Raw genomic sequence first — 20994 nt, 5'->3', positions numbered from 1 at the left:
AGATTGTGTCATTTCTCGCCGATTTCCGGCGACAACAGCACATGGGCCATCAGCCGGTCCACCGGGCTGAAATCGTCGGTCAGGTCGGGCACCCGCGCCTCGGCCACCTTGGCCCGGACCTGATCGCCCTTAAGACGCAGCCAGTGGCGGGAAAAAAAGCGGTCGGAACGCAGGATCGGCGTGTCGCTGGCCTGGTCCGAAGCCAGCACCAGATAGGTGATGCGCTCGCCCTGGGCCATCTCGTCGCCGTCAATCCACACCTCGACGGCGGCGAAATCGTGGGCCAGGGTTTGCAACAGGGCGAACAGGAAACGCGGCTCGTGCCGGGACTCGATGACGTTGATGGCGTAAAAGCCGCCGGGTTTCAGCCGGGCGGCGATCTGGCGGTGAAATTCACGGGTCACCAGATGCGACGGGATGCCGATATCATGAAAGGCATCGCCAAAGACCACGTCGAAGCGCGGCGCGGCGGACAAGGATTGCAGGGCCAGTCGGGCGTCGCGATGATCAATGGTCAGCCCCTTGGCGGTGGGGGCCAGCCATAGGCGATCATGGGCCAGGGCGGTGACGCTGGGGTCGATCTCGGCCACATGCAGGTGCGGGTCGGCGAAGGATTGGCTCCAGGCTCGCGGCAGGGTAAAGGCGCCGCCGCCGATGAAAAAAGCATCCAGCCGGTCGCGGCCAAAGCGCCGCGCCGCCATCTCGTCGGTGAACTGGAGATACGAGGAATAGAACAGGCCGGGCTGGGCGGCGTCGTTGATGCCGTGGCCCAGGTGGTCAAGCACCAGCACGGCGCTGGCGCGGCCGCTTTGCCCGGAAAAATCCTCGACCCGCAGGCAATAATAATCGCTTTCCACCGTGCAGGGCGAAGCCAGGGCCCGCGGTGTCGCCGCCAGACCGCCGCCGGCCAGGACAAAGGCGGCCAGGGCGGCCAGCAGCAGCCGTTTTTGCCCGATCAGCAAGCCCACGGCCAAGATGGCGTAAAGCCCGGCCACCGCCAGCACGGTACCGACCGAGCCGATCCACGAGATGAACAGATAACCGGCGCTAAGGGTCCCCAAGATACTGCCCGCCGCCCCCAGCGCATACATGCGGCCGATGGTGCGCCCGGTGCGGGCACGGTCGGCATCCACCGCCAGCTTGGTCAGAATGGGCGAGACGATGCCGGCGAACAACGATGGCGGCAGGAACAAAAAAGCCGCCAAGCCGATGATCGCCGTCACCGGATCAAGCCCCAAGGCCAGCAGCGGCGTCGCGGCCAGGCGCAGCAAGGGCAGGGTGGCGGCGGCGCTGAGCGCCGCCAGGGCCAAGGCGATGGCGGTGCGGCGATGGGCGGCGGCGGCATCGGCGGCGCTTTCGGCCAAGCGGCCGCCGATCCAATGACCGATGGTCAGCCCGGCCAGCACCACTGAAATGATCGCGGTCCAGGTATACAGGCTCATGCCCACGTAAGGGGCAAGCAGGCGGCCGGCAACGATTTCCAGCACCAGCGCCGCCGCCGAAGCCAGAAAGAGAGTCGTTGCGTAGCCGAGGTGAAGAAAAAAGGATGATCTTGTTTGCATGAGCAATTAAAAAACCAAGGAAAGCCGATGGGAAAGACTATATCATCAAATCATTATAAAGCAGGGGGTCGCATGCGTGCTGTACTGGCCTTTCTTCTGACCCTGATGCTGGCGGTTCCGGCGGGGGCCGCTGACACCATTGTGGCCGACCCCAAGCCAAGCTGGGACAATCCGCGCAAGGTGGTGTTGCAATTGACCAACGACGACGTTCGGCACGTCAATAATGTTTTGTACAATGCCATCAATATCCAGAAATTCTATGGCCAGGACAATGTCAAGGTGGCGGTCATCGCCTTTGGCCCCGGCGTGCGCGCCTTGTTGAAGGCCGACAGCACCGTTGGCGCGCGCATCGCCTCGCTAAAGGATTACGAGGTTGAATTCGTCGCCTGCGGCAACACCTTGGAGGTTCTGGGCAAGAATGCCGGCGATCTGCTGCCCGGCATCGCCGTGGTTCCCTTTGGCATTCCCGAAATCATGGAACGACAATTGACGGGCTGGCAGGTCATCGCCCCGTGAAGGAGGAAGCATGAAAGCTTGGGTTCTCGCCCTGTGGGCCGCTTTGTTGCTGTTGGTGTCGCCGGCTTGGGCCGAGGGCGCCTATCAGGCCAAGATGAACGATGACGGTCTTTACCATCAAGATTGGTTCATCAATTCCTTTCTTGATCTCAAGGAGGACATGGCCGAGGCGACCAAGGCCGGCAAACGCTTCGCCATCATTTGGGAACAAAAGGGCTGTCCTTATTGTCGCGATGTCCATACCGTCAATTTCGCCGACGACAAGCTGCGCGAATGGATCAAGCAGCGCTATAGCATCTTGCAGCTGAATCTGTGGGGCGACCGCGAAGTCACCGATTTCGATGGCCAAGTGCTGTCGGAAAAGGAAATGGCCCGCAAGTACCGTATTAATTTCACCCCAACCATTCAGTTTTTCCCCGAGACAGTGGCCGAAACCCAGGGCAAAAAGGGGGATGCGGTGGAGGTGGCGCGCATGCCCGGCTATTTCCGCTCCTTCCACTTTCTCGCCATGTTCGAATATGTCTGGGATAAGCGTTATGCCAAGGGTCAGGACTTCCAGCGCTATATCTTGGAAAAATCCGCTCAATAGGGTTTGCTTCGCGGCGATGACGCTGGCGCTGCTGTCAGCGGCGCCGGCCCTGGCCAATTCGTTGCGAGTGATTTCTTGGAACGATTACCTGTCGCCGCAGGTGGTGCAGCGGTTCCAGCAAGAGACCGGGATCACCGTTCAGGTCGATACGGTCACCAGTTACACGGCGATGATGGAGCCGCTTTCGGGCGGAAACAGCACCTATGACGTGGCCTTTCCCGCTGATTTCCAGGTGCGCGATCTGATCGAACGGGAATTGCTGGAGAAGGTCGAGGCCGATCGTCTGGCCAATTTTTGGAATGTGGATGACGTCTGGCGCTCACGCGCCTTCGATCCGCGTAACGAATACACCATCCCCCACGTTTGGGGGACCACCGCCTTTGCCGTCGACACGGCTGTCTATGGCGGCAACATCGATAGTTTGCGTCTGGTGTTCCAGCCGCCGGCCTCTTTGGCCAATCGCATGGCTTTGACCGATAGCGGGTTCGACATGATCCAATTGGCCTTGGTCTGGCTGCATTTGCCGCGCTGTTCGACCCAGCCAGCGGATATCGACAAGGTTTACGACTTGTTGCGGCCGCTGTTGAAACGGGTGGCGGTGGTCCGGTCTGACCGCATCGTCGCCGATATGATCGCCGGACGCTATGCCTTGGCGGTGATGTGGAACGGCGATGCGCTGAAGGCGCGCAAGGACCGGCCCAGCTTGCGTTACGCCAACCCGGCGGAAGGCGCCTTGGTGTGGACCGATGTGTTGGCGGTCCCCAAGGGAGCCCCCAACCGCGCCAACGCCCTGGCCTTTTTGTCATTCATGATGCGGCCGGAAATCGCGGCCATGCAAAGCAATTACAACGGCTACGCCAACATGATTCGCGGGGCCGAGGCGTTCATGGATTCTTCGCTGCTCAATGCCCCGGAAATCATCACGCCGCCGTCCTCGGCTCTGGATTTCTTCACCTATTGCGGCAACGGCGCCGAAATCCGCCAAGAAGCCCTTTGGGAAGACTTGCGGCGCGAGATGGAAAAGTGATGTTGTCAGCTTATTTTTTTTGAATTATCAATGTCCTATAGCTTCTCTGTTAGCTTGTTGAGAGGCGGAGACGAATTATGATTCGGACAATTCATGTCGATGGTTTCAAGTCCATCAAGTCTCAGGATATTCCCCTTGGTCGCCTGAACTGCTTCATTGGTGCAAATGGCGCGGGTAAAAGCAATGTTCTGGAAGCTATCGGCATTTTAGGAGCTGCTGCGAAAGGAATCGTCGATGATGAGGCGCTGCTGCGTCGTGGAGTCCGTCCAGGTGTCCCCCGTTTGTATAAATCCTCATTCGCCGATGATGTAACACCGCCTCATATTCATCTCAGCGCCGCAGGGAATATGGGCGAAACCTATCGGGTTACCTTGCTTAACCCGCTTGATCGTCCCAGGCCGGCTTGGCAATTCAAGACGGAATACTTGTATGACGGGAACGAGGAAATCGTTTCCGATGGAGTCCGGAAACCTCGGCCGGATAAGATGCCCAAGACGAACGGACTGGCGGCGTTGAGGCTCTTGGGTGTGGATGAGGCGAATCCCGCGGCAGAGTTGATGCAAAATCTTCAGCAATACGCGCTTTACACTCCGAATACCCTGGCGTTGCGAGGAATGGTCACCGATCCGCAACCGCGGGAGCCCGTCGGGTTGTCGGGGGGATTGCTGGCCGAAGGCTTCGAGTCATTGCGGCGCCAAGTGCTGGAAGATAACGATGGTCTCTTTGACGATATCGTGGGCTTGATCGACTGGGTTGCCAGCATCGATGTGGTGCAGACTGCGTCCTCCCTGCTGTCTCCCTCGGTTCCACGAGCTAAAAGCGTTTTGAAGTTCACGGATCGCTTCATGCGCCGCAGCCGCAATACGCTGACGGCCTACGATGCGAGCGAAGGGGCTTTATATGTCCTGTTTAGCGCTATTTTGTGCCTGTCTCCGGCATCCCCGCGCTTTTTCGCCATTGATAATTTGGACCAAGCCCTTAATCCGCGCTTGGCGTCACGCTTGCTCAGCCGAATAGGTCAGTGGCTGAAACAATCCTCGCGCCAAGCGCAGATGCTGTTCACCTGCCACAATCCCGGGGTGTTGGATGGTTTGGACTTGTCGGACGATGAGGTCCGTTTGTTCACGGTAGACAGGAATTCAAATGGGCATACGGTGGTTAGGCGGGTGCTCCTGACCGATGAATTGCGGCGGATGAACCGGGACTATCCGTTGTCCAGGTTGTGGCTGATGGGCAGTTTGGGGGCATTACCCAATGTCTGAGGATGTCCGGATTGCGTTGGTCGCGGAAGGACCCACCGACAAAATCGTGATCGAGGCGGCATTGAAGGCAATTCTGCCACGCACCTTCGTGCTTACTTTTCTGCAACCGGAAGCGACGCGTCCGGAAATGGGCAGCGGCTGGTGTGGCGTGTTGAAATGGTGCGATGCTTTCAGCCGTCGTGGCGTCGCCAGCCTTGAGGTTGATCCGCTTCTGTTCCGTTACGATATGATCATTTTGCATATAGATGCGGATGTCGCCGGAAAGAATTACGCCGATTGCGGTCTGGAATGTCCGCAATTGGCGGCGCAGTCCGGCTGGGCGGTCTTGCCTGGTCCCACGGATTGCCCGCCGCCCCAGAATGCGACCCAATATCTGGAGAAATGCTTGCTGTCGTGGCTGGGCTTGGCACGCCGAGGGGGACGTACGGTTCATTGCATACCTTCCAAGGCCGTGGAATCCTGGCTGTCCGTGGCGGTTCTGCCGGCCGGTGACCCTTTGTTGACTTCGGTCGAATGCCGCCTCGATCTTGCCAAGAAATTGGCGATCCTGCCCAAAGGACGGAGGGTCAAGGAGAAAAGCAACGTCGATTACCAGGCCAATGCGCCCCAATTGCAAGGGCGGTGGGCCGACATTCGGTTGGCCTGTTCTCAGGCGGCAGATTTCGAGGCTCAGGTTTTGGCTATACCATTGCCATAATTCACCCCAGGCTTTGGAAGGCCGGGACCATCTGCATCAGCCAATTGCCGACGGTGTTCATGTTGCCGGTCAAGATCAGCAGGCCGGTAATGACCAGCAGGCTGCCGATGGTCAGCTCGACGGTGCGCATGTGGCGGCGGAAGCGGGCGAGAAAGCTCATGAACGGGCGGGCGGCGGCGGCGGCGATCAGGAAGGGCAGGCCCAGGCCGGCGGCGTAAGCGGCCAGCAGCGCGGTGCCATACCAAATGCTGTCGCCGCCGGCGGCCAGCATCAAGATGGTGGCCAGGATTGGACCGACACAAGGGGTCCAGCCAAAGGCGAAGGCCAATCCCAAGACAAAGGCGCCGATCAGCCCGGCCGGGCGTTGCTGCACATGCATGCGCTTTTCGAAATTCAAAAAGGCGATGCGCAGCACCCCCATGTAATGCAGGCCGAAAACGATGATCACCAATCCGGCCGCCACCGACAGCCAACGCATATTGTCCATGATCAACCGGTTCAGCGCCGAGGCGCTGGCGCCCATGGCGATGAAGACGGTGGAAAAGCCCAAGACGAAGGCGAGGGCGGCGGCAAGCACGCCGCGCTGACGCCGCTCGGTCAGTTGGTCCAGACCGATGCCGCCAAGAAAGCAGAGATAGGCGGGAATCAGCGGCAGCACGCAGGGTGACAGGAAGCTGAGGGCGCCGGCGCCGAAAGCGCCGGCGAAGCTGACATCGAAGCCGTTCACGCGCCCACCACCTTGACCGCCCGGTTGCCGTCGAAACGGACGCGCGGATGTTTTTCCAACCAGCCCGCGACCACATCCCATACCGGCGGGCCTTGGGTGCCTTCGTTGACGCTGGCCCAGCCGGAAACCACATAGGATTTCGCCGCCTCGATCTTCGCCCCGGTTTTCAACATGGTCATGTCGCTGATGCGGCTGCCCATGGGCTTGGCGATGTCGATGCGATAGCCCATGCCGCCGACGCGGACCATGTCGCCGCCCTGCTGGTAATAGGGATCGGGGTTGAACAGATTGTCGGCGACATCCTCCAAGATGTCTTTCAGCAATTGCCCGGTCATGTCCGAGCGATAGGCGTTGGGATAGGTGATGGCGGTCTGGTTATAGACGTCTTCCAGGGTGATGTCGGCCCCCGACGGCACGCTGGAACCCCAGCGAAACCCCGGCGACAGCGAGATTTCCGCCTGGCGTTCGTCCAGCAAGGCCTGACAGATCAGGTCGTCGAAAGTGCCGTTGAAATTGCCGCGCCGATACAACAGCGATTCGGTGCGGGCCAGCTTGCGCCCCAGCACCGCCTGATGCGGAGCGCGGATTTTGGCGATCAGCGCCGCCATCTCGGCATCGGCGGCGATGGCGTCGGCAAAGACCGGCATCAGTTTGAAAGCATGGCTGACCACCTTTTTGTTCTTCACCTCGAGATCCAGGCGGGCCAGGAACTTCCCGTGCGAGCCCGAGGCCACCAGCAGCGTGTCGCCGACCTTGACCACCGCCGGAATGGCGTCATGGGTGTGACCGGTCAACAGCACGTCGATGCCCTTGACCCGGCTGGCCATCTTGCGGTCGACGTCAAAGCCGTTATGGCTGGCCACCACGATCAGTTCGGCGCCGTTGGCGCGGGCGTCGTCGATGCGTTTTTGCATGTCCTCGTCGCGGATGCCGAAACTCCATTTCGGCATCATGTAGCGGGGATTGGCGACCGGGGTGTAGGGAAAGGCCTGACCGATGACCGCGATCTTGACGCCGCCGCGTTCGAAGGTGGCGGTATGGGGAAAGGCGTCTTCCTCCCATTCGGTGTCCTTGACGTTTTGCGCCAGGAACGGGAATTTCAGCTTGGCGATCAGCTCCTTGACCCTGGCCTCGCCATAGGTGAATTCCCAATGCGGCACCATGACGTCGACGCCCAACAGGTTCATGGCCTCGACCATGTCCTCGCCCTTGTTCATCAAGGCGGTATAGCTGCCCTGCCAGGTGTCGCCGCAATCGATCAGCAAGGTGTTGTCGGGGCGGGCGGCGCGGACGGCCTTGACCAGGGTGGCCATGCGGTCCAGGCCGCCGACGCGGCCATAGGTCTTGGCCAGGGCGGCGAAATCCTCGTGGGTCAAGGCATAGGCTTCGGCGGTTCCGGCCTTTATTCCATAGGCGTTGAGGAAGGCCTTGCCCGACAGATGCGGGACCAGACCATGCGCGGCGCCCACCCCCAGATTGACCGAGGGTTCGCGGAAATACAGCGGCATCAATTGGGCATGGATGTCGGTGAAGTTCAGCAGCGTCACTTGCCCGACAGGCTTCATCGCCAGCAAGGTCTCCTGGGTGATGGATTGGCGGGCGCTGGCGCGGGCCAGCGAGGCTCCGGACATTACAACAGAGGCGGCGGCGGCCACCTGCAGAAAATCGCGGCGGGTCAGCATGATCGGTCCCCTAAGCGGGGGAGAGGCGCCGCCTCTCCCCCGCGCGGCTATTTGCGCACGGCCGGGCTTTCGACCCGAAGACCGTTGGCGCGCCAGGTGGCGTACAGTTCCAGGACGGTGTTTTCCAGGGAATCCACCGGATAGGGCTCGGCCCGGACTTCGTCGAAACAGCCCCGGATGCGTTTTTGCGCGCTGCCCAGGGTTTGCCATTTCAGCCGGTATTGCGGGAAGCCGTTGGGCATGCCCTGGCTCAGCAATTCCGTGCGCATGTGCATGCCGGCCAAATCCTCGTGGCAATGCTTGCAGGCAATATCGCTCATGCCCCGACGCTCGTAGTAAAGCCGCCGGCCCATGTCGAAATAGGGCGCCACCGGCCCATCGGTCTGCACCGCGATGGGCATGCCGAATGACTGATGCTTTACATAGGTGGCGATGGCGTTATAGGGCTTGGAATCGAATTTGAATTCCGCCGCGCCCATGCGTTCGGTGCGGCACTGATTGATCTTTTGTTCCAAGGTCAGCAGCATGCCCGCATGCGGGTCAAAGCGCGGATAGACCGTGCCCACGCCCTTCATGCTTTTTTCGGCGTCGCCATGGCAATCCTGACAGGCTTTGCCGGCCTTGCCTTCGGCCTTGGACCACATCTTCTTGCCATCCTCGACCCACAAGAAGCCGGGATTGGTGAAGTCGTCGTCCTGCATCGCCCGCGTTTCCGGTTCGGCGAAGGTATAGCCCGAACGTTTGGCGCCAGCGATAAAAGGCGCCATCTTGGGATCCTTGGGATCGAACGGCGGGTCCGCTTGGGCTTGTACGGCCAGTCCGGCGGCCACGGCCGCCAGGGTTGCCGCCATCAAGGTTTTCCTCATGGGCATTCCTCCTTAGGCTGCGGCGTCACGCCACCGTGATCTTCTGGCTCGTCGCATAGACCTGGCCGTCATCGTCGTGCCATTGCATTTCGACGGTGCCGCTTTCGGTGGCCGTCAGGAAGAACGAGCAATAGGGGTTGGCGGACACGGCCGAAGCCCATTCCGACCAGAACACCTGTTTGCCGTTATAGGTGACGGTGAACTTGTTGATGATCTTGCGCGGGATCGGCTTGCCATCCTTGTCCTTGCGCTGACCGGATTCCATGTCGTGGTCGATGGTGGTCTTGACCTCGAAAATCTCGCCCTTGGCGGCGGTGGCCGGCATCTTGACGCGGGGAGTGGGCATTGTCGTGTTCTCCTGAAAATGCTTTTCAGCCGCCGCAGCCGCCGATGGTGACCTTGATTTCCTGCGACACCTGCCAGGCGGAGCCGTCCGACATCAGCGCCACGGCGCGGACGTCCTGGGTCTTGCCCAAGCGCATGCGCATGGACACCTCGGCCTTGCCGGTGGGGGTGAAATAAAAGCTGGCGACGCCCGGCGCCGGATTGCCGTCGGCGACCACATGGATGGCCTTGACGTAGCTGGCTTCGGTCATCGGGCTGTCGACGGTGACGGTGAAAGGAACGGTGTTGCCGTTCTCGGCGATCTGCGGCAGCTTGATGCGGACCTTGCCGTCCTGCGGCTTGGCGCCGTTGATCAGCTTGGAAATCATGTCATCGGCGGCGGCCTTGTCGGCCAGGGCCAGCTGGGGCGCCACCGCCATGGCGGCGGCGCCGGCGCCGATTCCGGCCAGCACGGTGCGGCGGTTCAGTTGGGACATGCCTGAAATCTCCTGAATGGGCGTTATGTATGAGCTATTTCAAGGTGCCGAGATAGGCGACCACGTCCTCGACCTCTTGCGCGGTCAAGATGCTTTGGCCCTGCCACTTCTTCGCCACCCGGTTAAGGTCCTTTTTGTAGAAGGACGGCATCGGCGTGTCGGGATTAAGCACCTTGGGATCAGCGATGCGGAGGCGCAGCTCGGGCGGTTGCAACCGCGAGCCCACCCCGGCCAGTTCCGGCCCGACATCGCCGTGATCGGCTTGCTCGGGGATCGGCATGACGTGGCACGACAGACATAATCCCTTGCCTGCCGCGATCACGCGCCCATTGACGGGGTCGCCGGGCTGATCGGTCAGCGGGGCCATGCGCGAAACGTCGAAATAGCCCCGTTCCGGGGGCTTCTTTGGCGATGCAGCCTGGGCATGGACAGCCAGGATCACCGCCAGGGCCGCCGAAGCGATACCCCAGGAGATGGGTTTAAACATAAGACCTCCCGTGTGGCCATGTGGGCCTTGCATTCTTTAACTTTGGCCGGAATTAGTCTAGCCGGTCCTTTATATGCATAGTTCACGACATTCATATATAAATCAATACTGATTCTATTGTGCGGGTGCGGTGTGTAATATTGTGCGGGTGCAGCATGGCCGGCGGGCAGGAAATCCGCCATTAGGGGGGATCGGGCGTCAACCGGATGGTATCGGGCTTTCGAGTTTGGCATAATGCGATCATCCGAAAAGCCGTTTGCGGGCTTGATGGATTGGGACGTTAGGGGCAGGACACCATGAGCATTTCCACCACCACCGGGGCCAGTGCCGCGCATGAGCCCGATGCCGTTGCCATCGCTGTTCCCGCTGGGGCGCAGGTGGTGACGCTGCCGGCCGGCTTGAACCTTGGCGATGCGCAGTTCATCCGCCATGGCGGTGATCTGGAAATTGTTCTGCCCGACGGCCGGCACATCGTTCTGCCCGACTTTTTTGGCGGCGGCGGTTCGCCGGCCCTGTCCACCATCGACGGTCAAATGTTGCCGGCGGATCTGGTGGCGCGGTTGGCCGGGCCGCTGGCCCCCGGACAATTCGCTCAGGCCGGTGGCGGCGGTTCCGATTTGGTTCAGATCGGCGTGGTCGATAAGCTTTCCGGCACGGTGACGGTGCGTCACGCCGACGGCACCACCGAGACTTTGCAACAGGGCAGCCCAATCTATCAGGGGGATGAAATCATCACCCCGCCCAGCGGCGCCGTTGGTATCGTGCTGGCTGACCGCTCGACTTTCTCGCTTGGTTCCTCTGGGCGCATGGTCATGGACGAACTGGTCTATGATCCGGCGGCCAAGGATGGCCACGCCAGCATGTCGGTGCTGAAGGGCAATTTCAGCTTCGTTTCCGGCCAGATCGCCCATTCCGGTCCCGACGCCATGCAGGTGCGGACCCCGGTGATGACCATCGGCGTCCGCGGCACCACCGTCGCCGGCCAAGTCGGCGACAATGGCGAGACCAGCGTTGCCTTGGTCGGCGATCCCGGTGGCGGGTCGGGGCAGATCACCGTTTCCAATGCGTCTGGTATGCAGGTGCTCAGCCAGCCCAACACCATGCTGTCGGTGCAATCGTCATTCGCGCCGTTCGCGCCGCCGGTGGTGGTCGAGCCCAGCGTCATCGCCAATACGTTCGGTGACGCGGTCGGCAGCCTGCCGGTGCCGCCGACCACCAGCACCCTGGAATGGAATACCGTCCCCGGTCAAAATCAGCCGGCGCCGACCGAACAGATTCAGCAGCGCCCGGAAGCGGGCGCCACCATCCAGGTGGATTCTCCCGGTGGAACCCAGGTGATGCCGCCGGCGCCGACAACCGCGCCGGACACAACGCCTCAGGGGGGCGCGGCCGAGCCGGGTGCTCCGACCGAGCAAAATGCGGGCAGCCAAAACGGCGCCGTCAGCGGTGGTGAAGCGGCGGGGGCGGCAGGAGCAACGGAACAGGCAGGGACCGGAGCGACTGGAACCGGCACGACTGGAACCGGCACGACTGGAACCGGCACGGGCACGGGCGGTAATGCCGCGCCGACTGGCGATGGCAATCCCGGTGGAAACGCTAATCCTGGCGGCACGGGCGACGACGGCTTTTCGCGCTATACACCCGGCCCGGTGATTCCCAGCACGACCGGGATCACCCCTCCGAGCACCACCATCGCCGAGGTCATTCAGCAGAATTCGGCGGCGGCGACCGGCGGCAATTCAACCGCGACCGAGTTGGTCGGGGGCGCCGGCAACGCCGCGGGAAGCAACGGCGGGACCAGTTCTGCCAATGACGCCAAGCAAGTGGTGGGCAATGCGGCGAGCGGCGGCGGCGATATCGTCGACACCGTCATTAACGGCGGCAGTACGGGGGCCGGGACCGGCGCTATTGGCGTCACCCCTGGGACCGGGTCTTCAAATACCGGGACCGGGGGGGTTTCCTCTGATCTTGGCAATGAGACCGAAACCGGCGGAAACACCGATCCGACGCCGACCGTCGTCGGTAACGTCCGCATCGTCGATGGCCCGGTCAGCGGTATTTTCGTTTTTCGCGACGCCAATAATGATGGTCGGTTCGATGTCGGCGAAGCCTATGGCCGCACCGATGCCAGCGGCTATGTCAATCTGGCGGGGACGGGCGGCACCATCATCGCGCTGCCTGCCGGCACCAAGTTCCGCGATGCCGATAGCGATGGTCTCTTCGATCCGGGCGAGCAATACGCCATTCCCAACGCCGATGGCAGCGTGACGGTGCCGGGCAGCGGCGGTTCCCTGGTTACCTTGCCCGGCGGCACCGATACCACCAGCGGCGCGTCGGTGACCATCGTGCTCAAGGCCTATGGGACATCCGGGCTGGTGACGCCGTTGACCACCTTGCTGCGTGAATTGTCCGGGCCCAATCCCTCGGCCCAGACCCTGGCCGCCAACGAAGCCAAGATCGTCGAAGCGCTGGGCCTGCCGGCCGGAACCTCGCTATCCACCGACCCCACCGGCAATACCGCCCTGAGCGCGGCCGGGGCCAAGGTGTTGGCGGCGGTCAGCGTCATGACCGCCGGCCTGGGTTCCAGCGGCGAGACGTCAAGCTCGGTGTTTTCGGCCCTGGCCACGGTGCTGAACAACGCTGCCGGCGGGACGGTGGATTTCGCCACGGCGCTTTCCGACACGCTGAGCGATCTTGGGCTCAGCGGCATCAAGCTGACCTCGCTGACCAATCTTGCCAGCCAAGCCGCCGCGCTGGCGCAGAGCAATCCGACCGCGTTGGATGATTTTCTTGACCAGAATTTCGATGGTCTGTCCAGTGCGGGGGTGACCGGCGACCCTAATAATATCGAGAACATCCGGGCGAATTTGTCCTACTTGCAGGCGCAGGGTGTCACCTCCTTGCATATCACCTCGGGCTCGGTCACCGATCTGTCCCCGGCCGATGTCGATGGCCTGACCTTCATCGTCAGCGGCGGCGCCCAAGTTGGGGTCCGCGGTTGGACCAGCGACATCAACGCCCACGATTTTAGCGGCGTCACCAGCATCGTGGTGGACGATGGCGGCGACGCCACGGTCGTCTATGGCTATGACAATTTCAACGCCTATCGCGCCATCACCACCACCTCCAATTCCATCACCCTGACCTATGGCGTTCGCCTGAGTGATGGTGATTCCCTGGTCAGTTGGGGGGTGGACGGAACGGATGTTTTTGGCGTCGTGCGTCAGATCGATGTGGAAGATGGCGCCCATGTCACCCTAAGCGCGGCCCAGCTCCAGCGCATGGCTTTGTTCTCCTGGCCGGTCAACAAGGGCAGCGGCAACCTGGATGTCCAGGTTTCCGGCGATGTCTCGTTCATGATGCTTGATCAGGCCGATCGGCTGATCGTCACTGGCGCCGTCACGTTGTCACAGAGCCAGTTCGTCAGCTGGGGTGCCAACGTCATCAAGGGCGACAACACCTTGGCCGTCACCGGCGTGATCGGCGATGTCACCGCCGTCGATTTCAGCGGCGTCGATAGCCTGAACGCGACCGGCGCGGTCACCATGACCGAAGATCAGTATGCCGGGTTGCGGACTGCCGGCGCCAGCGTCAGCATGAACGGCCATTGGATGGGCCTGACCCAGGTGTCGGGGACGCTGACGTTGTCGGCCGCGGATTTGCAGGTGGTCAATGCGCTGAGTTTCACCGGTGATGTGACGCTGACGCAGGCGCAATACGCCGAGATCAGCACGCACGAGCCCTTTATCACCAGGAATGGCTATAACCTGATTCTGAGCGTCTCAGACTCTTTGAGCGTGAGCAGCAATCGTCTGGGGGCGATTGATGTGGTCGAGGTGACCGGCGACGTCACCATGACATTGGCGCAGTACCAGGCGCTGATCGATGCCGGCGCGATATTCTCTGTCGATGGTCACAAACTGACCGTGACCGGGGTGTCCGGCGACATCAGCGGGCTTGATCTGTCGGTGGTCACCGATCTGGTGTTGAGTGGCGATACCTCCATGACCCCGGATCAACAGGCCTCCTTGAATGGGCACATCACCGGCAGTGGTTCGGTCAGCGCTGCCCTTGACAACGTTTCCGACGAAACCAACGAGTCGTTTGTCGCCGAAGCCGGCGGTAATGTCGGCTTTCACGGCAATGTCGCCCATTATCGGTTCTCGGGCGAATTCAGTGAAAATGGCGTGATTATCGTCAGTGACCAACGCGATCCCGAGACCGCCGGTTTCGACGGCTCCGATATCATCACCGACATCAAGAACCTGATGGGGGGCTATAGCCTTTATTTTGCCGATGGCGCCGCCACTATCGGCAATGATGGCGACATCTATCTGGATTTCAGCGATACGGCCAATTCAGTGCTGGTTGGCGATGGCTTGGACATTGTCCGCCTGAATGGTGGCGACGACACCTTGGTGGTGGACGCGCAAAGCAATGTGGCCGGCATGGCCATCCAAGGCAACAGCGGGACCGACACGATCGAGGCTTGGGGCGCGGTCGACCTGTCCGGCGCGACCTTGTCCGGCTTTGAAAAGCTGAAGGGCGGCGGTCCCGTCACGATGGTGGCGCTGACGGCGGCGCAAGCCGCCGGGCTGGAAATCAGCGGCGCCGATACGGCGATGACCGTGGTGTTGACCAATGTCAGCGACATCAGCGCCGGTTTGACCACGAGCAATTGGGGGGCGGACGATCACATCGAACTGGCCGGACAATCCAGTGCCGCCGATGTTTTGGTCGGCGACGACAGCAGCGTCATTTTTAACATCGGCAGTGGTGATCAGGCCACGGGTGGCACCGGCGACGACATCTATAAACTGGTTGCCGATAGCCAGTCGGGCAAGCCGTTCGAGGGCATGATCAAGATCTCCGACACAGGTGGGATGGATACCATCGATGTGCGGGTGCTGTCGGAAAACGCCGCCTATGAGTACGCCTTTGACGGTATGACCCGTGACGGCGACGATCTGGTGCTGCATCTGGACGCCGGAGCCGGCGGCGGCACCATCGTCATCAATGACCATTTCAACGGTCATGCGGTCGAACGATTCCTCACCAAATCCACTGGCGACATGTACGAATACATCGCCAACGGCCTGACCGGGACGGCGCTGGACGAAATGATCATCGGCACCACTGGCGGCGAAGTGTTGACCGGCGGCGGCGGCCAAGACGAATTCTTCGGCGATGGCGGCGCGGATACCTTTGCCGGCGACGGCCGGGATGGCGTCAATTACACCGTTCTGACCAATTTCAACAGCGATGCCGGCGGCTTGGTCATGACCGGGGCGCTGAGCGCCAGCGGCGATGGCTCGGCCACCTTGAATAACGGGTTGGGTAATTCCTGGACCCAGGCCTATCAGGGGATCGTCGACATCACCGGGACCGGCGGCGCCGACGTGCTGTATGGGGCGGCGGTTACCACCGGCTATTCCACCTTGAATGGCGGCTTGGGCGACGACGTGCTGTATGACGGCGGCACCGGGCGCACGGTGGCGGATTACAGCGATACCGCTGGGCCGTACTTCGGAGTCAATATCAGCCTGGACGATGCCGGAACGGGCATCGTCACCGGGGCGTCGGGCATCGATACCACCCACGGCATTCACCATTTCGTCGGTTCCGCCTTTGGCGACAGTTTCTCTGGATCCAGCGGCAACGACACCTTCGAGGCCGGCGGCGGCAACGACACCTTCAGGGGCGGCGATGGTTGGGACACGATCACGTTTTGGAACACCGAAGCTGGGGTTCACGTCGATCTTTTCTTCGAAACAGTTTCCAATGACGGCTTCGGTGATGTTGACGACATCTACGACGTCGAACAGGTGTTCGGTTCGAAATTCGACGATGTCATCGTCGGCAATGATCAAAACAACGCTCTGTCCGGTCAGGCCGGCGCCGATGAATTGACCGGCCGCGGTGGCGCCGATCAATTCATCTACGAGCAAAACGGCCAATCCACCGTCGATGCCTATGACACCATCACCGATTTTGGCAACGGCATGGACACCATCAATCTGTACGGCGCCGCCGGTTATACCGCCGCCGCCGAGGCCGCGATTGAGTCCGAGGTGGGCGCTGACCCCAGCATGGCCGCCGTCATCAGTTATGTTGCCGGCACCATGGCGGCCAATTCGATTATTTTCTTCACCTGGAATGGCAGCGGCTACGTCTATGTCAAGGGAGCCGGCAGCGGCAGCGTCAGCTATGACGGCACCTTGATTGAGCTGGCGGGCGTTACCTCGGCCCCGGTGCTTTCCGGCGGCAATACCTTGGTCGCCGTGCCCTATGCGACCGAGGGCGATGACATTCTGGCTGGAAGCAGCGGCAGCGATAATATTGCCAGCTTGGCCGGCAATGACACCATTATCGCCAGTGCCGGCACCGATGTTGTCGATGGTGGCGACGGGATTGATACGCTGGATTATTCCGGCGCCTCGGCCAGCGTCAACGCCAATTTCATCAGTCATACGGCGATTTCGGGTGGTAGCACCACCACGTTCAGCGCCATCGAAGCCATCACCGGCTCAGCCTATGACGACACCGTGCAGGGCTCGGATGATGACGTTATCGTCAGGGGCGGCGGCGGCGACGATCACATCTATGGCGGAAACGGCGCCGACAGCCTGTATGGCGATGATGGTCGGGACACCTTCGGCGGCAGTGGCGGCGATGATTATATCAACGGTGGCGACGGCGAAGACAGCTTGCTTTATACCGCGTCGTCGGCGGCGGTTACGGTTGATTTGTTGGCCGGCATCGCCACGGGCGAAGGGACTGACACCCTTGTCAGCATCGAGGCGGTCACCGGCTCGGCCCATGACGATACGATAAGCGGCGGCGACGCGGCCGAAACCCTGAATGGCTATCACGGGGCCGATGTGCTGACCGGCGGTGGCGGCGGCGATACTTTCCTGATCGCTAATTTTTATCAGTCCAACCTTAGCGATGGCCATGACACCATCACCGATTTCGGCACTGGCAACGACCGGATCGTTTTTGCTCAGGCGGCTGGTTACACCTATAATTCCAATTTGGCTTTGTCGGCTCCGGCCGATTTGGCGGCGGCGGTCAGCCAGGCCGCCAGCCTGTTGTCCATCAATCCCAATACGATCGGTTTCTTCGTCTATAATGGCGATGGCTATCTGTATGCCCAGGGGAGCGGGAGCGGAAGCAGCAGCTTTGATACCGCCCTGGTCAAGCTGACCGGCGTCACCTCGGCCCCGATATTCGATGGCACAAGCGTTTTCACCAGTTCAGCCGTGGTCGCCAGCAATGGCGATGATGTGCTGATCGGCACCAGCGGCGACGACAATATCGCCGGTTTGGCCGGCGACGACATGCTGGATGGCGGGGCCGGCGACGACATGCTGGATGGCGGTGTTGGCGACGACATCCTGACCGGCGGTACCGGCAATGACACCTTCGCCTTGAACGGCGAGGGGACCGATAGCGTCACCGATTTCGGCGCCAATGGCGATACCGATATCTTGACCTTCCTGATCGATGGCGGTGGCCGCGATTTCCAACATCTGGCCGATGGCGGTGTCGTTGGTTCCGCCACCAGCGTTGTGGCCATGGACAGCCTGACCACCAGCGGCGAGCATCTGGTCGCCAGTGTGGTCGCCGGCAAGATCAATACCCTCAGTGGCTTTCACCAAGGTTCCCAAGGCGTTTTCCTGGTGTCCGACGGCACCGCCACCGCTGTGTGGCAATGGTCGGATATTTCCGCAGGCCAAACCCCCGCCGATGGTCGGGTCACGACCGGCGAACTCAGCTTGATCGGGGTGCTCAGCGGTGTTTCCGTCGCCAACCTGACCGCTGCCAATCTGTCGGATTTCGCCGCGCTGCAAAGTGAACAGACCGAGTTTGACGATTATGTCATCGGCACCTCCGGCGTTGATGTCATCGCTTCTTTGGCGGGGAACGATCTGATCGTCGCCAATGGCGGCGCCGATCAGATTGATGCCGGTAGCGGCTTTGACCGCATCTATCTGCGGGGCGCCGCTATGGTCGGGGCCGTGGTCGATGGTGGCCAGGGGCAAGATAGCTTGATCATTGCCGGTTCTGGCGCGATCAATCTGGACGATGTTACCCTTACCGGCGTGGAGTTCGTCGAATTCCAGGGGGCGATGCCGGGCACCGACCATGTCACGTCGGTTTCCATCAGCGCCCAGAGCTTTGCCGCCGCTGTCATGGCGGCAGAGCACTCTGAAGGGGCTCCGATGGTTTTCGGCGCCAATAGCTTGAACAGCAATCACAGCGTCGATTTCAGCATTGACGCCAGCGGCGGCGGTGATCTGTTGGAATCGCTGTCAAATGTCTATTTCCACGATCTGACCTCGTTGACCATCGACGCCTCGGCCGCCACCACTGCTTTGACGGCGACCGCAATGGTCGGCGAGTATGCGACCACCGTGCTGGGCGGGAGCGGCGATGATTCCGTTAACATGGGCAATAGCGTTACCGATCAGACCATGCTGGTTGACCTGGGAGAGGGCAACGACACCCTGACCGTTGGCGACTATGTCTCGCTCTCCGGCTCTGCCGCCTTGGAAGGTGGTGACGGTACGGATGGCTTGGTGGTTGCTTTCGGCGCGACGTTGAATGGCGCCGCGATCCATGGCTTCGAAACCATCACTCTCGCCGGTGCCGAGAATTGGGCGCTGACGGGCCTAAAGATCAGCGGTGCCGGCGGCAATCAATCGGTGGAAATCGATATCGCGGCAGGGTCGTTCGACGTTTCCGGCATAAGCTTTGTCAATTGGGATAGCGGTGACAGCCTGTTCGTCGGCGGGTCGGAAAGCGACGACATCATCCTTGGCTCCAACATGGCTGAAACCATCGGCGGCAGTGGCGGCAACGACGAACTGACCGGTAATGGCGGCGCCGATGTCTTCTTGTTCAGCGGTTCGGGGGCGGTGGTTGATGTCGCCGGCATGGGCACCGACACCATTACCGATTTCACCACGGGGGTCGATAAGATCGGCCTGGATGTCGATTTCTTCGATCTGGGGGGAACCGGCTCGTTGTCGGCCTCGCAGTTCTGGGAAAGCACGATGGAGATGGATGTTTCGGTTGGGGGGGATTATTCCAGCGATGATTCCGCCGGCGCCGGTATCATCGTCATCGGTTCCGGCAGCGATTCGCAAGTGTGGTACACGGATGACGTCTCCGCCGCCAGTCAGACCAATAGCTATCAATTGGCGAATTTGACCAATGTCGATAGTACGTCCGTCCAATCAAGCGATTTTGAAAAGGTTGCCTGACCATTGAGATGCGAAATGTGCGCATTTTCAGAATGACGGCGGGCATTTCACCGCTTTCTTTTTCCTGGTTTCGCTTTTTCCTTCCCGACGGCGCGGTTTATTGTGAGAATTCGCAATAGCCGTAGCCTTTGGAGGGGTATGACGTGTCGGAACCCGGTGTTGATATCGCCAGCCTTGAAGCCATGATCGACCGCATGATGGAAGGCGGCTATCTGTCCTTGCCAGATGGGACCGGACCTTTGGCCGATAAGCTGCGGCACTTGGCGGATGGGTTGGAAAGCCGCTCCAAGGGGTTGCTGAACCGATCGGTTGACATGTCCGTCTATCTGAACGGCACGGTGACCCAGGCGGTGCAGACCCTGCGGTCGATCCGCGAAATGAGCCGGCGGATGGCATCGATTTCTTCGGCCACCGAAGAAATGGTTTCCACCGTCCAGGCGATCAGCCGGACCTCGGAACTGGCCGCCGCCAACGCCGATTCGGTGCGCGAGCTGTCCAATGACGGGGCGCGCAGCACTGAGGCGGTGGTCACCACCATGCGCACCATTGTCGATACGGTGGAACAGACCGCCGATCATGTCGGTCATTTGTCCGACGCTTCGTCCAGCATCGGCGCCATCGTCAAGCAGATCGAACAGATCGCCCGGCAAACCAACATCTTGGCCCTTAACGCCACCATCGAGGCGGCCCGTGCCGGCAATGCCGGCAAAGGCTTCGCCGTTGTCGCCAACGAGGTCAAGAACCTCGCCAACCAGACCGCCCAGGCGACCCACGACATCCGCGCCAGGATCGACACGCTGACCCAGGAAACCGGCAATATTTTGCACGGGATGACCCGTGGGGCGGAAGTGGTGCGTCAGGGCGAAATGGTGGTTTTGGCCTCGGTCGATAAAATGCGCTTGGTCAGCACCGAAATTCAGGATGTGACCACCTTGATGCAGGAAATCGCCGAGCATCTGAGCCAACAGCGTGTCGCCGCCCAGGAAATCGCCAATAACCTGGAAGCCGCCGCCGCCCGTTCGGTCGACGATACCAACGCTATCGACAAGGTCATCGAAATCTCGTCCCAGGCGAGCAATACCTTGTCCGAGATGCTGAGCGAAGTGGCGAAGGTGGAAATGCACAACGCCGTCATCTTGCTGGCCAAGTCGGACCACATGGTCTGGCGGCGGCGTCTGGCGGAAATGCTGGCGGGGCGGACCAGTCTGAACCCGGACGAGCTGGCCAATCACCACACCTGCCGTCTGGGCAAGTGGTACGACGCCATCACCGACCAGGAAATCCGCAAGCATCCTGCTTTTATCGCCCTGGAAAAGCCGCATGAGCGGGTGCACCATCAAGGGATCCACGCCGCCAAGCTGTTTCGGGATGGCGATTTCGACGCTGCCGTGGCTGCGGTCGCCTCGATCGAGGAACCCTCGCAGGAAGTCCAGAACCTGCTGGATGAACTGGCCGCCGCTTTCGCCTGATCATGCGCGAGTCGGCGCGT

Annotated in this window: 14 protein-coding genes; 7 read left to right on the top strand and 7 right to left on the bottom strand. The window is 61.0% G+C overall.

Translation table 11 applies throughout. The annotated features are described in order from the left end of the window. Window positions 1–8: 8 nt before the first annotated feature. Window positions 9–1562, bottom strand: a complete 1554-nt coding sequence (locus KEC16_RS06350; protein ID WP_283091887.1) for a fused MFS/spermidine synthase — start codon at window positions 1560–1562, stop codon at window positions 9–11. Window positions 1563–1634: 72 nt separating this feature from the next. Between KEC16_RS06350 and KEC16_RS06345 the strand changes: the two genes are divergently transcribed. The 5 genes from KEC16_RS06345 (at window position 1635) to KEC16_RS06325 (ending at window position 5653) form a co-directional block, all read left to right on the top strand. Continuing rightward, complete coding sequence (locus KEC16_RS06345) at window positions 1635–2078, top strand: DsrE family protein (protein WP_211546994.1); 444 nt, start codon at window positions 1635–1637, stop codon at window positions 2076–2078. Between the two features lie 10 nt (window positions 2079–2088). Then, window positions 2089–2667 (top strand): thioredoxin family protein, encoded by a 579-nt coding sequence (locus KEC16_RS06340; RefSeq protein WP_211546992.1) that lies wholly within the window; start codon window positions 2089–2091, stop codon window positions 2665–2667. 16 nt (window positions 2668–2683) lie between these two features. Then, window positions 2684–3694 carry an extracellular solute-binding protein gene (locus KEC16_RS06335; protein WP_211546990.1) on the top strand — a complete coding sequence of 337 codons (1011 nt, stop codon included), beginning with the start codon at window positions 2684–2686 and terminating at the stop codon, window positions 3692–3694. A gap of 77 nt (window positions 3695–3771) precedes the next feature. Continuing rightward, window positions 3772–4956 (top strand): AAA family ATPase, encoded by a 1185-nt coding sequence (locus KEC16_RS06330; RefSeq protein ID WP_211546988.1) that lies wholly within the window; start codon window positions 3772–3774, stop codon window positions 4954–4956. Then, a complete protein-coding gene (locus KEC16_RS06325; protein ID WP_211546985.1) occupies window positions 4949–5653 on the top strand; it encodes a hypothetical protein in 705 nt (234 codons plus the stop codon). The genes KEC16_RS06330 and KEC16_RS06325 overlap by 8 nt, the downstream gene beginning before the upstream one ends. A 1-nt stretch (window position 5654) precedes the next feature. Here the strand turns inward: KEC16_RS06325 and KEC16_RS06320 are convergent, their stop codons facing one another. Genes KEC16_RS06320 through soxX form a run of 6 tightly spaced genes read right to left on the bottom strand, consistent with a single transcriptional unit; the run spans window position 5655 to window position 10236 of the window. Beyond that, a complete protein-coding gene (locus tag KEC16_RS06320) occupies window positions 5655–6380 on the bottom strand; it encodes a cytochrome c biogenesis CcdA family protein (protein WP_346344043.1) in 726 nt (241 codons plus the stop codon). Beyond that, window positions 6377–8062: a thiosulfohydrolase SoxB gene (gene soxB, locus KEC16_RS06315; protein WP_211546981.1), complete on the bottom strand. Its 1686-nt coding sequence runs from the start codon at window positions 8060–8062 to the stop codon at window positions 6377–6379. The genes KEC16_RS06320 and soxB overlap by 4 nt, the downstream gene beginning before the upstream one ends. A gap of 47 nt (window positions 8063–8109) precedes the next feature. Then, entirely contained in the window at window positions 8110–8928 is an 819-nt protein-coding gene (gene soxA, locus KEC16_RS06310; RefSeq protein WP_211546979.1) for a sulfur oxidation c-type cytochrome SoxA, read from the bottom strand. Between the two features lie 25 nt (window positions 8929–8953). Beyond that, entirely contained in the window at window positions 8954–9274 is a 321-nt protein-coding gene (gene soxZ / locus KEC16_RS06305; RefSeq protein ID WP_211546977.1) for a thiosulfate oxidation carrier complex protein SoxZ, read from the bottom strand. A gap of 25 nt (window positions 9275–9299) precedes the next feature. Further along, on the bottom strand, window positions 9300–9749 hold the full coding sequence (gene soxY, locus KEC16_RS06300) for a thiosulfate oxidation carrier protein SoxY (protein ID WP_211546975.1): 450 nt from the start codon (window positions 9747–9749) through the stop codon (window positions 9300–9302). A 34-nt stretch (window positions 9750–9783) separates the two neighbouring features. Next, on the bottom strand, window positions 9784–10236 hold the full coding sequence (soxX, locus tag KEC16_RS06295; RefSeq protein ID WP_211546973.1) for a sulfur oxidation c-type cytochrome SoxX: 453 nt from the start codon (window positions 10234–10236) through the stop codon (window positions 9784–9786). A gap of 296 nt (window positions 10237–10532) precedes the next feature. Between soxX and KEC16_RS06290 the strand changes: the two genes are divergently transcribed. Both KEC16_RS06290 and KEC16_RS06285 read left to right on the top strand, forming a co-directional pair. Next, window positions 10533–19505, top strand: a complete 8973-nt coding sequence (locus KEC16_RS06290) for a M10 family metallopeptidase C-terminal domain-containing protein (protein WP_211546971.1) — start codon at window positions 10533–10535, stop codon at window positions 19503–19505. Between the two features lie 143 nt (window positions 19506–19648). Next, on the top strand, window positions 19649–20974 hold the full coding sequence (locus KEC16_RS06285; RefSeq protein ID WP_346344042.1) for a methyl-accepting chemotaxis protein: 1326 nt from the start codon (window positions 19649–19651) through the stop codon (window positions 20972–20974). Window positions 20975–20994: the final 20 nt, after the last annotated feature.

Source organism: Magnetospirillum sulfuroxidans (assembly GCF_018224925.1).
GTDB classification, from domain to species: Bacteria; Pseudomonadota; Alphaproteobacteria; order Rhodospirillales; family Magnetospirillaceae; genus Magnetospirillum; species Magnetospirillum sulfuroxidans.
Note: the sequence above shows the minus strand (reverse complement) of the source record. Positions and strands in the feature narration are given on the sequence as shown.

What these genes read in the sequence shown, in the direction of transcription:
- KEC16_RS06350 (WP_283091887.1), bottom strand. Translation starts at nt 1,562, where the DNA reads ATGCAAACAAGATCATCCTTTTTTCTTCACCTCGGCTACGCAACGACT.
- KEC16_RS06345 (WP_211546994.1), top strand. Translation starts at nt 1,635, where the DNA reads ATGCGTGCTGTACTGGCCTTTCTTCTGACCCTGATGCTGGCGGTTCCG.
- KEC16_RS06340 (WP_211546992.1), top strand. Translation starts at nt 2,089, where the DNA reads ATGAAAGCTTGGGTTCTCGCCCTGTGGGCCGCTTTGTTGCTGTTGGTG.
- KEC16_RS06335 (WP_211546990.1), top strand. Translation starts at nt 2,684, where the DNA reads ATGACGCTGGCGCTGCTGTCAGCGGCGCCGGCCCTGGCCAATTCGTTG.
- KEC16_RS06330 (WP_211546988.1), top strand. Translation starts at nt 3,772, where the DNA reads ATGATTCGGACAATTCATGTCGATGGTTTCAAGTCCATCAAGTCTCAG.
- KEC16_RS06325 (WP_211546985.1), top strand. Translation starts at nt 4,949, where the DNA reads ATGTCTGAGGATGTCCGGATTGCGTTGGTCGCGGAAGGACCCACCGAC.
- soxB (WP_211546981.1), bottom strand. Translation starts at nt 8,062, where the DNA reads ATGCTGACCCGCCGCGATTTTCTGCAGGTGGCCGCCGCCGCCTCTGTT.
- soxA (WP_211546979.1), bottom strand. Translation starts at nt 8,928, where the DNA reads ATGAGGAAAACCTTGATGGCGGCAACCCTGGCGGCCGTGGCCGCCGGA.
- soxZ (WP_211546977.1), bottom strand. Translation starts at nt 9,274, where the DNA reads ATGCCCACTCCCCGCGTCAAGATGCCGGCCACCGCCGCCAAGGGCGAG.
- soxY (WP_211546975.1), bottom strand. Translation starts at nt 9,749, where the DNA reads ATGTCCCAACTGAACCGCCGCACCGTGCTGGCCGGAATCGGCGCCGGC.
- soxX (WP_211546973.1), bottom strand. Translation starts at nt 10,236, where the DNA reads ATGTTTAAACCCATCTCCTGGGGTATCGCTTCGGCGGCCCTGGCGGTG.
- KEC16_RS06290 (WP_211546971.1), top strand. Translation starts at nt 10,533, where the DNA reads ATGAGCATTTCCACCACCACCGGGGCCAGTGCCGCGCATGAGCCCGAT.